Source organism: Alteromonas sp. KUL42 (assembly GCF_006538325.1).
Classification (GTDB): domain Bacteria; phylum Pseudomonadota; class Gammaproteobacteria; order Enterobacterales; family Alteromonadaceae; genus Alteromonas.
Genome location: NZ_BJKK01000001.1, coordinates 87,963 through 103,514 on the forward strand (window position 1 = coordinate 87,963; position 15,552 = coordinate 103,514).

General features: G+C 44.5%; 9 protein-coding genes and 1 pseudogene. 2 read left to right on the forward strand and 8 right to left on the reverse strand.

Annotation, left to right across the window (positions count from 1 at the left end; translation table 11 throughout):
• Nucleotides 1–41: 41 nt before the first annotated feature.
• From EYR97_RS00370 to gltB, 8 genes are all read right to left on the reverse strand, one after another.
• The gene (locus EYR97_RS00370) at nucleotides 42–890 is read right to left on the reverse strand and encodes a cobalamin-binding protein (RefSeq protein WP_131091881.1); all 849 of its coding nucleotides are present in this window, start codon (nucleotides 888–890) and stop codon (nucleotides 42–44) included.
• A 22-nt stretch (nucleotides 891–912) separates the two neighbouring features.
• Nucleotides 913–1,854 carry a regulatory signaling modulator protein AmpE gene (locus EYR97_RS00375; protein WP_131091882.1) on the reverse strand — a complete coding sequence of 314 codons (942 nt, stop codon included), beginning with the start codon at nucleotides 1,852–1,854 and terminating at the stop codon, nucleotides 913–915.
• A complete protein-coding gene (locus EYR97_RS00380; protein WP_131091883.1) occupies nucleotides 1,854–2,555 on the reverse strand; it encodes a 5'-methylthioadenosine/adenosylhomocysteine nucleosidase in 702 nt (233 codons plus the stop codon). The genes EYR97_RS00375 and EYR97_RS00380 overlap by 1 nt, the downstream gene beginning before the upstream one ends.
• A 263-nt stretch (nucleotides 2,556–2,818) precedes the next feature.
• Entirely contained in the window at nucleotides 2,819–3,406 is a 588-nt protein-coding gene (locus EYR97_RS00385; RefSeq protein ID WP_131091884.1) for a DUF2726 domain-containing protein, read from the reverse strand.
• A gap of 202 nt (nucleotides 3,407–3,608) precedes the next feature.
• Nucleotides 3,609–3,968 (reverse strand): hypothetical protein, encoded by a 360-nt coding sequence (locus EYR97_RS00390; RefSeq protein ID WP_131091885.1) that lies wholly within the window; start codon nucleotides 3,966–3,968, stop codon nucleotides 3,609–3,611.
• Between the two features lie 286 nt (nucleotides 3,969–4,254).
• On the reverse strand, nucleotides 4,255–5,835 hold the full coding sequence (locus EYR97_RS00395; RefSeq protein WP_258313179.1) for a M20/M25/M40 family metallo-hydrolase: 1,581 nt from the start codon (nucleotides 5,833–5,835) through the stop codon (nucleotides 4,255–4,257).
• A 55-nt stretch (nucleotides 5,836–5,890) separates the two neighbouring features.
• Complete coding sequence (locus EYR97_RS00400) at nucleotides 5,891–7,306, reverse strand: FAD-dependent oxidoreductase (RefSeq protein WP_131091887.1); 1,416 nt, start codon at nucleotides 7,304–7,306, stop codon at nucleotides 5,891–5,893.
• 13 nt (nucleotides 7,307–7,319) lie between these two features.
• Complete coding sequence (gltB, locus tag EYR97_RS00405; RefSeq protein ID WP_131091888.1) at nucleotides 7,320–11,786, reverse strand: glutamate synthase large subunit; 4,467 nt, start codon at nucleotides 11,784–11,786, stop codon at nucleotides 7,320–7,322.
• Between the two features lie 610 nt (nucleotides 11,787–12,396).
• On the opposite strand from gltB, the gene EYR97_RS00410 reads away from it, so the two are divergent.
• Together EYR97_RS00410 and arcB are read left to right on the forward strand one after the other, a co-directional pair.
• Nucleotides 12,397–13,056 carry an N-acetylmuramoyl-L-alanine amidase gene (locus EYR97_RS00410; protein WP_242634819.1) on the forward strand — a complete coding sequence of 220 codons (660 nt, stop codon included), beginning with the start codon at nucleotides 12,397–12,399 and terminating at the stop codon, nucleotides 13,054–13,056.
• A 74-nt stretch (nucleotides 13,057–13,130) separates the two neighbouring features.
• Nucleotides 13,131–15,486, forward strand: a pseudogene (arcB, locus tag EYR97_RS00415) (aerobic respiration two-component sensor histidine kinase ArcB).
• Nucleotides 15,487–15,552: the final 66 nt, after the last annotated feature.

The window sequence follows — 15,552 nt, forward strand, 5'->3', positions numbered from 1 at the left end:
TAACTATACTTAATAACTATAGTTCAGTATAACCCTTACATTCACGGGTTTATACTGTTACACATCATTTTTAGCTCATCGATTAGGCGCAGCGAGAAACGACTTGTTACGTCTGGGTTTACCGTAATAATGGGAGCATGCAAAAATTGGCGGTGGGGTTGCCAAAATTTCGCTAGTGCTTCTTGTGAACTCTTACTCGCCGCAATTAGGACTTTGGGTTGGCGGCTTAATACGTCTTTTACCGATACTTGGGGGTAGTCGACTGGGCTATCGTAAAAGAGGGTTTGCGCTCCGCATATGTTGAGTAATTTATTCGCCCAGGCATTCGGACCTATTGTCATTAAAGGTGAAGTCCACGAATAATAGAAAACCGTGTCAAGTTCAGGCTTGGCGAACTGAGTTTCTAACTCATCCAGTCTTTCAATAAACTGAGATGACAGCGCATTGGCAGTTTTCTGTGTTTGGGTAAGTTCGCCTAATCGAATGAGTTCACTGGCTATATCGCGAATATCGGTGATACGACTCTTAAAAACGTTTAGTCCCAGTGCAGACAACTTCTGAATATCTTGGGGTTTATTACCACCATCCCAAGCCAGTACTAAGTCGGGCGATAGTGTGATAATAGCGGCAATATCTGCGCCTTGGTAATCAGCAATGCGTGGCAAGGTTTTTGCGGCTTCAGGGAAGTCGCTGTAATCACTTACTGCCAATAGGTTGTCACCTAAGCCTAGACTGTACACCCACTCGGTTAAGTGGGGGGCTAAACTCACAATTTTCAGCGGCTTTTTAGGTGAAGAGGTGTCTATATTTGCAAAAACATCCCTAATACAACCTGTAAAAAACAAACTCATTAAAAGTGGCAGGACGTATATTTTCGATAGTGAAGTCATGGTGATAATTCGCTTTAGCGTACTAATTTGAAATTGCTAATAAGCATAATGATGCAACCGCAGCAACAGCAATCATGGCGTAGGTCACTGTATTATTAGCAAGAAGCATATGGGAGTACTTAACCTCTTCAGTCCCCCCTACACGTGGGTAACGGTATTTTCTGTTGGCATAGATTGCGGGACCGCCCAGCTTGATATTGAGTGCGCCCCCTAATAGGGCGAGAAGCAATGAGGTTTTATCTTTTGCGCTACATCGTCGAAACGCTTTCAAAGCCTTTACAGGGTGACTGACCAGAAGTGACAGCAACGCGCCAATAAAAGCGGGAGGTAAAACTAAGAGCGACACAAGTTTTCTAACGGGTATGGCAAAATAGCGCATGGTTGGCGTTCTAAAGTGCCATTGCCATGTGGTTAGTAATAACAACCGATAGACTAGGGCGCCAATTGGCCCTGCAACAACAAAATAAAATATAACGCCGCAATATAAATAAAGAAATTTAAGCCAAAGTGATTCGATGGCTGCTTTGGCAATACCAATGTCGGTCAATGTGTCACATTGTCTAGCGGTGATCGTTCCAACCATCTCACGGGCGAGGGACTTTTTATTTCTCCCCACGCTCTTTAATACTTTTTTGTATTGTTGACGTTGATAGCCAAAGTCTAACAATACTATCATGATGACAGCTTCAAAAAAGATTGGGTATTCGGCCATGTAGACCAAAATGGCCAAGCACACCACAATAGGCGTTAGCAGTACCAATGCTGCCAACGAACCAGAAATGTAGTGCTGAGATGGGCTAAATGACGACGACGGAAGTACTTTGCGCCCCATTTGGCGCACTAAAAAGCGCATAAACGTGAGAGGATGTGTACTTTGTGGCCACCGCCATACGGCATCGACAGCAAGGGCCAACCAAAGTACCAATAGCGACCCGTAGTTGATGTCGCTAAAAAAGCTTGTCATTACTTGGCAAGCTTTTCAATCATAGCCATGACTAATTGCGCTGAATGCTTTGCCGCGGTGTCTAAATATTCTTTAAAACTTACCGACGACGTTTTTCCAGCAATATCAGACAACGAGCGGATCACAAGAAACGGTGTGCCCAACATATGACAGGTTTGACCAATGGCGGCGCCTTCCATTTCAACTGCTTTCATGTCAGGGAAGTTTTGGCGCAATTCTGCAACGGCTTCGTCACTACCGATAAATGCATCACCAGTACAAATTAGGCCAGTAGTAGATTGTAACGAAGGAATTGTGTTCGCCGCATCTGCTGCGGCGCTCATTAGTGCTTCATCGCAACGATAATCTTCAGGCATACCCGCACACTGACCTAATTTATAGCCAAAGTGGGTTAGGTCGGCGTCGTGATGAATTACGTGACTGGCAATAACCAGATCCCCAATATTTAGGTTTTTATCAAAGCCGCCGGCCGAGCCTGTATTCACCACAGCATCCGGTGCATATTGTTCAATCATTACAGCGGTTGCGATGGCGGCAGCAACTTTACCGATACCACATTTCACAAGCACTACATTCATGCCGTTTAATGTACCTTCGAAGAAAGTGAGATGTTTCCACTGCGTTTCTTTAAGGTTCTCTAGTGAAGACTTAAGCAACGCAACCTCTTCGTCCATTGCGCCTAAAATACCAATTTTGTTCATAGCTGTACCGACTTGTTTATATGATTATGAGGCGCGACGGCACCCCGAGCGTTTTGTTTGCCCGTAATTGTATAAGGAATATAAGAAAACTGACAGAAAAATGCCTTTGTTAATAGTACCTGTTGAAGTCATCGGTGCGCTAAATACCAATGACTTTAACAGGCCTTTGCCATTTGAGAGTGAAAATAGCGTATTAACAAAGGCTAGGGGAAGCGTTGCTCTTAGGCTTAAGAGCAAGTTAAGGAGCAGGTACGCTCCTTAACTCAAGCTGCTGCTGGTCGACTAGAGCGCACCGGACGCGTAGGGCGTTTAGGTGGCGCTGGGTTGTGTGTAGGCAATTGTGCCATTTTCTGTTGAAGTCGACGGTAAGGAATTAACTTGTTCTCAAGGCACTCGCGGATATCGTCTACCGAATAGCCCGATTTCACTTTAATACGAGCATGCGGAAGGCCTGCTGCATCAAGTGCACCAGTAACAAACCAATCTTTCTGTGATTTGTAGCCATCTTTACCCTGATTGTGAACCAAATCGATAGCCAATACGGGGCTCATGTCATTTTTATCGACTAGAACAAAATCTAATTGTCTGCTTGATGCACGACTAACGGCTTGGCTTGCCATTTTCTTATTGGTGGTCTGACGTACAGAAACCAAATCGTTCAAGCGGACTCGACAGATAATACGGAACTCTCTGCCCATGGCTTGCTCAATGAGATTGAGAAATGAATGCTCCACTGGTGTGAAAAGCTGTGGCTTTCGGCGAAAAGGGAATGCCACGCCACCATCAGACAATTTAATGGCACCTAGCGCAACAACAATAAGTAACATCATCAGAATAATTGCCAATTCCATTGTAGTCCTCACAAATATCAAAAGTTAAAACCCGTGACAGTAGTGCGCTAGCAAGCCAATAAAGTCTTAACTTGCTGAAAAGACTTCGTGTCACTACAGGTACTGTACCAGTGTCAGAAAAATGACACTTGGCGACGTCACGGTGCCGTTGTTAATGATTTTGCAAAGCAAATGCCAACATGAGCATATATGAAGTAATGCGTTATTTTTGAGGCGAGGTAACTAGAATATCGATTTGAGAGCCGTTGCTATCTGGGCTAATGATTATTCTGGTGCTTTTGTCATTGGATGACAGAAAATTACGGTCATTAATTGCAGGATGTAGATGTAGAGAAGGATGTGCTGCTCGATAAACGGCGAGTAATTCACTTGGTGAAGAAGATGAATGGTATACCATTACCGCAGTACTGTTTTTGTTAAAAGCTTGGCAAAGTTTCGCGTTATCAACGATAGTGATTTGCTCAAATACCGCCGGGCATTTGACTGTGCTGGGGTGGCTTGGAATTCTACTACCATTACTGCGACTGTTCGTGTCTTGGTCTTGTGAAGTAGGAGTCGCCATGCAGATGCCTGTTGCGGTAAGACTTAGCGTCAAAAAAAGAGCGAGTTTGTTTAAATGTACATTATTCATAGTGAAGAGCTTTGTTACGTTCACAGTAAATTTAACTCTATGTCGCAAAAAATCATCACGCACTAATACGGCAAATATTAAAGGACAACGAGGTAAGGGTGTTTATCTCACTCTACTTTTCCCTAATCTTACTGGTTATTCAACAAGGCGATGGCTTTATCACGTATGCTGCTATCGCCTCAGGTATATAATTCTTAGTTTGTCGACTGCGTTTTGCTTACTGCGCGTATGGTGTAGTAAACAAATGATATAAAGATTCTGTACCGCTATAGAAGTTGCCAATGCGCAAATTTTCATTAGGTGCATGCTGGTTGTTATCTGCATTAACTAACGGAATAAGAATCGCAGGCTTATTCAAACTTTTAACCAAAGGCGCTGTGGGTACAGTTCCCCCCATCAAAGGAATAAGAATTACCTGATCATCACTTACGGGTTGTAATGCTTCTTTGGCCCACAAACCAACAGGGGTATCTAAAGGTGTCTGTAATGCATCGGTTCCCTCTCTAACCTCAAAGCGAACGAGCTTTTCATGCTGTTGACGCTGCGCTAGTGTCGGCGCTTTATCAATGATGTGATACCCCTTAGATACAATATAGTCTTTTAGAAGTGCTACTTGTCTTGCAGAGTACGCCGCTTTGGTGGTTCGTATATCTATAGATGCTGTTGCTTCAGCGGGAACAATGGTTCTCACTGCTGTGGTACTTGCTGCGCTAAGCCCGTTTACATTTAACGAGGGAAGGCTAATCGCTTCATAATAATTACCGCCTACCGATTCAGCCTTTGCCACACCAAGTCGATTTAACAGGGCCTTTTCATCAATAGGAATTGCACTTAGAACCTGTTTTTCTGACTCTGAGAGTGGCGTATCGCCATAATAACGCGGAATGGTAACTTGACCATTTTCGTTTTTCATTCCAGCTAATAGCGTAGACAGCATAAAGGCAGGGTTTTGAATATAGTTCCCGAAATGGCCACTGTGGCTATCTGATACTGGTCCGTATACGGTTATTCTTACAAGCGTGGCGCCACGATGCCCAAAGACAACCGTTGGCGCGTTAGATGGGTGCATTGGTCCATCTAAAATAACCACAGCATCGGCTGAAAGTAATGACTTATTACTATCTATAACTTTTGCTAGCGTTGGTGAACCCCCTTCTTCATTGGAATCAAGAATTACCTTGATATTAATGGAAGGCGTTGTACTGTTCGACGCTAAGGCATGTATCGCCGCAAGTAGCATCATGATAGGCGCTTTGTCATCTGATGCTGAGCGGGCAAATATCCGCCAGTCTGGGTCTATGTCACCGGTTAACATCGACAAAGGCTTTGTCGTCCAACCTTCGTTTTCTTTTACTTTTAATACAGGTTTCCACGGGCTCTCTTGATCCCAAAGCTCGGGATTGACAGGTTGACCATCCATATGTGCGTAAAAGAGTAATGTAGGTGCGTCTTCACCTGCCTGCATATAATCGGCATATAGCATAGGCTGGCCGTTATTTTCGAGTAACTGTGTTTTTAGCCCATATTGGCTATATTTTTTAGCGGTCCATTCGGCAACCTTCTGAATATCTGGCGACGATTGTGTGGCTACGTTAGGTAACGTTAGGTATTCCAAATATTCATTAAAAATTTGTTTGGCCGCTTTTTCTGTGTTTTGAACACTGGCATATACAGGAAAGTAGAGAAAAAAAGAGAGTAAAGACAATCCGGATAAAAGCGCTGAACGCATAGACATAAGCACACCAAGGGATAAAAGAATTTCCTTTAATGTAAAGCGTACATCCTTAGTTTTAAACAAAAAAAGCTCGATAGCAGTGCTTTCGAGCTTAATTTCTAATTTAAGGCAAATACTATTAAACGCCCATGTAGTCCATGATCCCTTCTGCAGCTTTACGGCCTTCATCAATGGCTGTCACCACTAAGTCACTACCACGAACCATGTCACCGCCAGCAAAAACTTGAGGGTTTGACGTTTGAAAAGCGAACTTACCAGCAGATGGAGCCCGTACACGGCCTTTTTCATCTAGCATAATACCAAACTCAGCAAACCAAGGCGCAGGGCTAGGTTGGAAACCAAAGGCAATAATTACCGCGTCGGCTTCAAGTACGTGCTCTGACCCTTCAATTTCAACTGGGCGACGACGACCGTTGGCATCTGGTGGGCCCATTTCTGTTTTAACCAATTTAACGCCGCAGGCTTTACCATTTTCATCAACAGCAATGTCTAACGGCTGCAAGTTAAACTGAAACTCAACACCTTCTTCTTTTGCGTTTACTACTTCTTTTCGCGAACCGGGCATGCTGGCTTCGTCACGACGATAGGCACAGGTTACTTTCTCTGCACCTTGGCGAATTGACGTACGTACGCAGTCCATTGTGGTATCACCACCACCAAGTACAACAACCTTCTTGCCTTTCATGTCGATAAAGTCAGCGGGATCTTTCTCAAGGCCCATGACGCGATTGGTATTAGCAATAAGGAAAGGCAGCGCATCGTGAACACCTTCAACGTGTTCGTTATCAAAGCCACCTTGCATCGACTTGTACGTACCCATGCCTAAGAAAACAGCATCGTATTTGTCTAATAAGTCTTGGAACTGAATGTCTTTGCCAATTTCTGTATTCAGAACGAATTCAACACCCATTTCGGTGAAGATTTCTCGGCGTAGCTTAATCACGTCTTTTTCCAACTTGAACGATGGAATACCAAACGTTAACAGGCCGCCAATTTCTTCATACTTGTCATACACAACAGGTTTTACCCCGTTTCTAACCAGTATGTCGGCACAAGCGAGTCCAGCAGGGCCCGCTCCTACAATGGCAACTTTTTTGTCAGTCCATACCACGTCAGACATATCAGGGCGCCAGCCCATCTTAAATGCAGTATCGGTGATGTACTTTTCAATACTACCGATGGTAACCGCACCAAAGTCGTCGTTTAATGTACACGCACCTTCACATAGTCTGTCTTGTGGACAAACGCGACCACACACTTCAGGTAAGCTGTTAGTTTTGTGTGAAAGCTCTGCAGCTTCCAAAATGCGCCCTTCATTTGCCAAACTCAACCATTGTGGAATGTAGTTGTGCACTGGGCACTTCCACTCACAATAAGGGTTGCCGCAGTCCAGGCAGCGGTCTGCCTGGCCTTCGGTTTGAGACTGACTGAGCGGTTGGTAAATTTCCGCGAACTCTTGTTTACGTACCATGATCGGCTTTTTCGGCGGATCAATACGTTCAACATCGACAAATTGATATACGTTCTTTGCCATAAACTAAATCCTCCTACTGAGCCTGAATACGTAATTCAGCACTTGAACGACTGATGTGACCAAGCAAGTTCTTCACATCACTGGTTTTCGGTTTAATAAGCTTAAAGCGTTTAAGCGTTTCAGCGAAGTTAGTCAGTAACGACAGCGAATGCTCACTACCGGTTTCTTCGTAATGCTGATTAATCAAACCTCGTAAGTGCTCAGCAAGAATGGCTTTGTCTTCAATAGACATAATATCTACAAGCTCGGCGTTTACACGGTTATCAAGGTCGTCATTGTCATCCATAAGATAAGCAAAACCACCAGTCATACCTGCGCCAAAGTTAACGCCAACAGGACCAAGTACTGCCACAATACCGCCTGTCATATATTCACAGCCGTTATCACCAATACCTTCTACAACCGCAATAGCGCCAGAGTTGCGTACGCCGAAGCGCTCGCCCGCGCGACCTGCCGCAAATAATTTGCCGCCGGTTGCACCGTAAAGGCAGGTGTTACCCATGATAGCACTGTCATGCGCATCGAATGTGATGTTACGCGGTGGGTAGATAACCAGCTTACCGCCAGTCATACCTTTGCCCACATAGTCGTTTGCATCGCCTTCTAAATGCATATGCAAACCACCGGCATTCCATACGCCAAAGCTTTGGCCAGCTGTGCCCGTTAGCTCAACTTTAATGGGTGTATCTTCAAAGTCGTGATTGCCGTGATGTTTAGCAATTTCACCTGACAGTAGCGCACCAACAGAACGGTCTGTGTTGCGAATAGGATACTTCAAGGTTATTGATGAACTATTCACTACCGCTTGTTGACCGTCTTTAAGCATCTGTGCATTCAACTCACCTTTGTCCACCGGTGTATTGGTGGTTTCAGAGCAGAATAAACGGGTATGCTCACCGGCCTTCGGTTGTGCAAGTAATGGTGATAGGTCTAAGCGATTCTGTTTCGCCGTCATACCGTCCAATACTTTAAGTAGCTCTGTGCGCCCCACAAGGTCGTCGAATTTCGCAACGCCCATAGACGCCATTATTTCACGTACTTCCTGAGCGATGAACTTGAAGTAGTTCATGACCATTTCAGGTAAACCAATGAAGTGGTCGTCGCGCAATTTCTGATCTTGTGTTGCCACACCGGTTGCACAGTTGTTTAAGTGACAAATTCTTAAATATTTACAGCCTAGTGCCACCATAGGACCGGTTCCAAAACCGAAGCTTTCTGCACCTAAAATCCCTGCTTTAACCACGTCTAAGCCCGTTTTCAAACCACCATCAGTTTGAACGCGTACTTTGTGGCGCAAGCCATTCTCGATAAGTGCTTGCTGTGTTTCAGATAAACCAAGTTCAAATGGGCTACCCGCGTATTTCACCGATGTCAGCGGGCTTGCACCTGTACCACCGTCATAACCTGATACTGTGATAAGGTCTGCGTAGGCTTTTGCTACGCCCGTGGCAATAGTACCAACGCCAGGTTCTGATACCAATTTTACAGATATAAGCGCCGTTGGGTTGACCTGTTTCAAATCGAAAATTAGCTGAGCCAAATCTTCAATTGAATAGATGTCGTGGTGCGGCGGCGGAGAAATAAGTGTTACACCAGGTACTGAGAAACGCAGTTGCGCAATGTACTTGTTAACTTTGTCTCCCGGTAGCTGACCACCTTCACCAGGTTTTGCACCTTGGGCCACCTTAATTTGAATAACACTCGCGTTAACCAAATAATGCGGTGTTACACCGAAGCGGCCCGATGCCACTTGCTTGATTTTGGAGTTTTTCTCGGTACCAAAGCGTGAAGGGTGCTCGCCGCCTTCACCTGAGTTTGATTGACCACCCAAGCGGTTCATAGCAATAGCCAGTGCTTCATGTGCTTCTGGGCTCAGTGCACCTATTGACATCGCGGCGGTGTCAAAGCGAGGGAATAAGGTTTCCGGCGCTTCTACTTCACTGATGTCGATAGGGTCACAATTCGGGTTAATTGCTAGCAAGTCGCGAATGTGCGCAGGTGCACGTTCGTTTACTAATTTTGCATACTCTTGATAGTCGCTATAATTTCCCGATACCACGGCTGTTTGCAATGTTTTTACGACATCTGGGTTGTACGCATGATACTCCCCGCCGTGTACATATTTGAGCAAGCCACCGTGATCGATAGACTTGCGCTTAAGCCAAGCGATACGGTTTAGATTAACCAGATCTTGCTGGAAATCATCGAATCCTGCACCTTGAATGCGGGAAGTTACGCCTTTAAAGCACAGCTCCATAACTTCATTGTTTACGCCAACTGCTTCGAACAGCTTAGAGCTACGATAGCTGGCTACTGTGCTGATGCCCATTTTTGACATGATTTTATACAGGCCTTTATTGATACCTTTGCGGTAGTTCAACGTGGCCTGCATTGGTGAAATATCTAATTCACCTTTTTCGCACAGTTGCTCGATAGTTTCATAAGCAAGGAATGGATAAACTGCAGTGGCACCAAGTCCTATCAGGACTGCAAAGTGATGTGGATCCCGTGCACTGGCGGTTTCAACTACCACGTTGGCGTCACAACGCAATGCTTTGTCTACGAGTCGGCGTTGCACTGCACCGACAGCCATTGCCGCAGGGATCACCAATCGGTTTTGTTTGATGTTGCGGTCTGACAATATAACAAATGCTGCACGCTTGTTTTTAACCAACATTTCAACTTCGTTACACACCCGTTCGATAGCTTTCTTTAAGCCTTCTTGTGGAGCGTACTGAAGCTCTACAACTTCTGAATAGTAGTTGTCAGGGTTGAATTCGCGCAGCTGTTTAAGGTCGGTGTACATCAAGATAGGTGAGTCGAACAATACTCTATCTGCGTAGCCAGAAGTCTCAGTGAAGACGTTTTTCTCGCGCCCAATACAAGTAGCTAACGACATCACGTGGTTCTCACGTAATGGATCGATAGGTGGGTTCGTTACCTGAGCAAACTGTTGACGGAAATAATCATATACCGTGCGCTGACGAGATGACATGACAGCCATTGGTGTGTCGTCACCCATTGAACCCACGGCTTCTTGACCGTCTTTGGCAAGTACTTTGATGACTTGTTGAATTTCTTCATAGCTGTAGGCGTTTAACTTATGGTAAACCGCCATAGCGTCATCGTCGAAAACACGCTTTCCAATTAATGATGCGTCTAGCTGTTCAATTGGGGTTAGACGACGAATGTGCTTTTCAAGCCACTCTCGATAGGGGTGACGTTCTTTTAATTCGTCATCAATTTCCGTTGAGCGCCAAATTTTGCCTGTATAAGTGTCAACCGCAAGCATTTCGCCCGGACCTACACGGCCTTTTTCAATAACATCGGCCTGTTCGTAGTCCCAAATACCCACTTCAGAAGCAAGGGTAATAAAACCGTTTTTGGTAATGACGTAACGGGCAGGGCGCAAACCGTTGCGGTCGAGGTTACATGCAACATGACGACCGTTGGTTAATACAATACCCGCTGGGCCATCCCACGGTTCCATGTGCATGGAATTAAACTCATAAAATGCACGAAGGTCGTCATCCATGGTTTTGTTGTTTTGGTATGCCGGTGGAACAAGTAGGCGCATAGCACGGAACAAGTCCATACCGCCTGCCAAAAAGAGTTCCAGCATATTATCCAGTGAAGACGAGTCAGACCCTTCTGTATTAACAAAAGGCGCTGCGTCTTTTAAATCTGGGATCAATGGTGTTGCAAATTTTGCTGCACGGGCCATAGCCCAATCGCGGTTACCTTTAATGGTATTAATTTCACCATTATGAGCTAGGAAACGGAAAGGCTGTGCTAGCGGCCAACGTGGTAGCGTATTAGTTGAAAAGCGCTGGTGGAATACACAAATAGCGCTTTGCATACGCTCGTCAGCTAAGTCGAGATAAAAAGCTGGTAAGTCTTTGGGCATTACCAAGCCTTTATAAATCGTAACGAGTCCTGATAAGCAGGCAACGTAGAAGTCTGGATCGTCCTCGAGTCGTTTCTCCACACGACGACGAATCATGTAGAAGCGACGTTCAAGATCGCGCTTACGCCAGCCCGCTGGAGCATTGACAAATACTTGCTCGATTTGTGGTACACCAGTTAGTGCTAGTTCACCCAGTACTGAGCGGTCGACAGGCACTTCGCGCCATCCCACTACTGAAAGTGTTTCTTTTTCAAGTTCTTCGTTTAGTACATCGCGAGCGGCTTTCGCACGTACAGGGTCCTGACTTAAGAAAATCATGCCAACGCCGTATTTTTTGCTGAGTTTCCAGCCATTTTCTTCGGCGATTGCATTGAAGAACGCATCTGGCTTCTGCAGTAATAAACCACAGCCATCACCAGTTTTACCGTCAGCGGCAATACCACCACGGTGCTGCATACGGTCTAGGCCGTGAATTGCAGTTGTTACCAATTCGTGACTGGCTTCCCCGTGAGTGTGAGCAATTAAGCCAAACCCACAGTTGTCCCGAGAATCATTGGGATTATATAAACTCATCTCATAACTCCTTCAACCTTTTGACTGGGTAAGGTATGCGTTGCGTGTAGATGCGCCTAGATATGCGTATCACAACATTATTAGACGTCTTTTTGCTCTTAAGCGATATTGCTTGTGGCATGCGTCTTTCTTGTCGTTTATTTATTATTAGAGGATTCCAGTCTTTCCGCATTTTTATGCATTATTGCGATGCGGGCCGTACAAAATACCCACATTGAAATCTAAAATCAAACGCTAAAAGTGTCACTGATATAGTGAATTAGTATAACTTTAAATAAATTTATAATAATCAGTGGTCTATGTTGTAGGGAATGAGTTTGTTATAAAAATGTTGCAAACCCATTGAGATGCATGATCACAACTTCACAAATGATAATACTTCTCATTTGTTTATTATGTTTGAATAATTATGCGGCAAAGTTGTTATTTTATGTTGTCAATGGGGTGTGGGTTTGTATTTTTATTAACTTGTAAACATGAAGTTCCACTAATTTTTGTACTCTGCTATATTGGTTAATTATTGTTCAGATGTAAAGCGGTTTGTCTCTCATGTGAATTGCTTATGCTGATCGAAAGTAAAATGCTTCAGTGGAATAAGAAAGGGATTTTCGTGCTCACGTTTCAAGAAAGGTCATCTAAATCTAAATTGGATCTGCGAATAGAGCGGTATCACCTGCATGGTGTTGGCGTTAGATTTCAGCGTGCTATCAACACTTCTGGCGAATTCGAGCCCGGTTTGCCTGATACGCTAGTGATCCACTTTACGGCAGGTAGTAACTTGGCCTCGTCAGTTGATGTTTTAACGAGCCCTGAAAATAAGGTATCTGCGCATTTTGCCGTGGGAAGAAACGGAGATATTGTACAGATGATGCCTACCAATCTCATTGCGTGGCATGCAGGGCGCAGTAATTACATGGGCAGAAGTGGTTACAATCGTTACTCAATCGGCATTGAGCTTGATAATGCCGGCCAACTTGAGAAAAGGGATGACGGCCTTTTCAAAAGTTGGTTTGGAAAATCATATTCTGCAAATGAAGTGGTAACGGCAGTTCACCGCAATCAACAAACGCCAACACATTGGCACAAGTACACTGATGAACAACTCTTGCGTACGTTTGATTTGTGCAAAGTGTTAATTGAGCACCACGCCATTACAACTATCGTTGGGCATGATGAGATTGCTCCGAAGCGAAAAGTAGACCCAGGCCCGGCATTTCCCCTTGATGAATTCAGAGCCGCACTGCTAGGCGGTGCAACGACCAATTTATAAACGATGTGTTAGCAAGATTCCCGAAGATAGCAAACCCTGTTAGGATACAAGTAAAGTAAGCCTAAGTTAACGATATGCATTTAGATTCTCCAAACGATTCATGGGCAATTCGATTTGCTCAATTTGTACAGCGTTTTGGCACGTTAAAACTCAGTATTTTGTTTGTGGTACTTTCTCTTGTTTTTACACTTGGTGGCTCTTATGTCATTCGAGTGAGCATGGGAAGCCAGGTTCAACCAGATGATTTTATCAGTGCTGTAATTCTTACTATGTTGTCAGCGCCATGGGTGCTGTATTTCTTTAGTGAGCTGATAAAGCAACTTGAAAACTCGCGAACTAATTTAAAAGAGGTCGTGAGCCAACTGGAAAGCCTTCGTGAAGAAGATGTCTTTCTCAATCGTGAGCTACAGAGCAATATTCGACAACTCAATCACGAAATAGAACAGCGTAAGCAAGCGCAAGAAGAACGCGAAGCCTTGTTCAAAGACCTAGAGAAAGAGATTCAAGATAAGTCTGAACAAGAAGCGCAAGCTAGACGCCTTTCAACCCTATTACGTTCAATTATCGATGCATCGCCTGACCTCATTTACTATCGTAATGAAGAAGGACGTTTTGCCGGCTGTAACCGAATTGCAGAATTGATGACAGGGAAAACAGAGCAAGAGCTTCTTGGGTTAACGCCTAAAGACGTATACGAAGAAGATTTGGCTCGTCAAATAGTCGCTAGCGACCATGAAGTATTGGAAACTAATGCCAGCATTACCGAAGAATTGTGGTTACGCTTCGCCGATGGACGACGTCGTTACTTCGAAATGAAACGGGTGCCTTTCTTCGACAAAGAAGGCAATCGTTTGGGCTTGTTATCGTTTGGCCGAGACATGACTGAGCGCAAGCAAGCAGAGAATGCTGCAGCTAAAGCAAGCACAGACAAAACCCGTTTTATTGCCACGATAAGTCACGAACTGCGTACGCCACTGAACGGGATCGTAGGACTAAGTCGCATGCTGCGCGACACAGAGCTTTCTGACGAGCAGTTCAACTGGGTGAGTACTATTTATGCCAGCGCTATCACGTTAGGTAACATCTTTAACGACATTATCGACCTCGACAAACTCGACCGCGATAAGCTGGAGTTAAGTCTTAAAACGATTTCTCTAAAAGATTTCACTGAAGAGCTTAGCAGCATAATTCGTTTATTGGCGGCAGATAAACAATTGGAGCTTAAAACAACAATCAATGAACCGCTGCCTCGGTTAGTGGAAATTGATGGTACGCGTTTGCGTCAAATTTTGTGGAATATCCTGTTTAACGCAGTGAAATTCACACAGAAGGGCCATGTGAGTTTATCGGTCTCATCAACCAAACCTGATGGCGACAAAGCCTATGTAACATTCATTATTGAAGATACGGGCGTTGGTATTCCAGAAAGCGAAATCGATAAAATATTCGCCATGTACTATCAGGTTGACCATCCTGATCATCAATCGGCGACGGGAACCGGTATTGGTTTGGCTATTTGTAAGCAAATGGTCGATTTAATGAAGGGTGAAATTCACGTATCAAGTAAGGTTGGTAAGGGAACGCGATTTGAAATTGTATTACCTGTACAAATTTCAAATAGTCCGATGAAAGTCGCGCAGCTTGAAGTAACAGGCCTTAACATTTTGTTGGTGGAAGATATTGAGCTTAATGTGATGGTTGCTAAAGCCTTGCTTGAAAAGCTAGGGCAGAAAGTGGATGTGGCCATGACAGGACAAGAAGCCATTGATAAGGTAAGAGCGAACCAATACGACCTTATTTTATTGGATATTCAGTTGCCTGACATGACAGGGTTTGATGTTGCCAGTACCATCATTGAAGAAGACTTGGTAATGCAGACGCCTATTGTTGCACTGACCGCCAATGTCATTAAAAAAGCGCGACGAATATCTTGAGAATGGTATGGATGATGTTATTGCCAAACCAATTAAAAAGTCCCGTGTTATCGAAGTGTTTAATGAGTTGTTCCATGCGCCACCTGCACCGCTAGAAATTGACGGAGAAGTGGAGCGTCCAGAACCGAGCAAAACATTAAGTAACATTTTAGATATGGACTTATTGCAGATGTTGGTAGATACAATAGGTGATGACATGGTTCGCGCTAGTGTGAAAGTGTTTCAGGAGAAAATGCCTGAATACATGGAAATACTGCAGTTGAGCCTAAGTGCCGATGAAAAATCTGAAGTGTGTTCACAAGCGCATAAGATAAAAGGTGCTGCTGGCTCGGTAGGTTTAGCCCGAGTTCAGCGTATTGCTAACCAAATTCAGCAGGGCGATCACCCTACGTGGTGGGAAAACGTGCACGATTGGGTTGAAGAGCTACAGATGGCAGTTCAGCACGACATGAAAGCCTTACACGACTGGTTAAACGAGCAGCAGGTCGACGACTAGGTGCCATGTGTCTTAAGACAAATATTGGTAAAGTTTTAAAAAGGCCCTGAGGGCCTTTTTTGCATA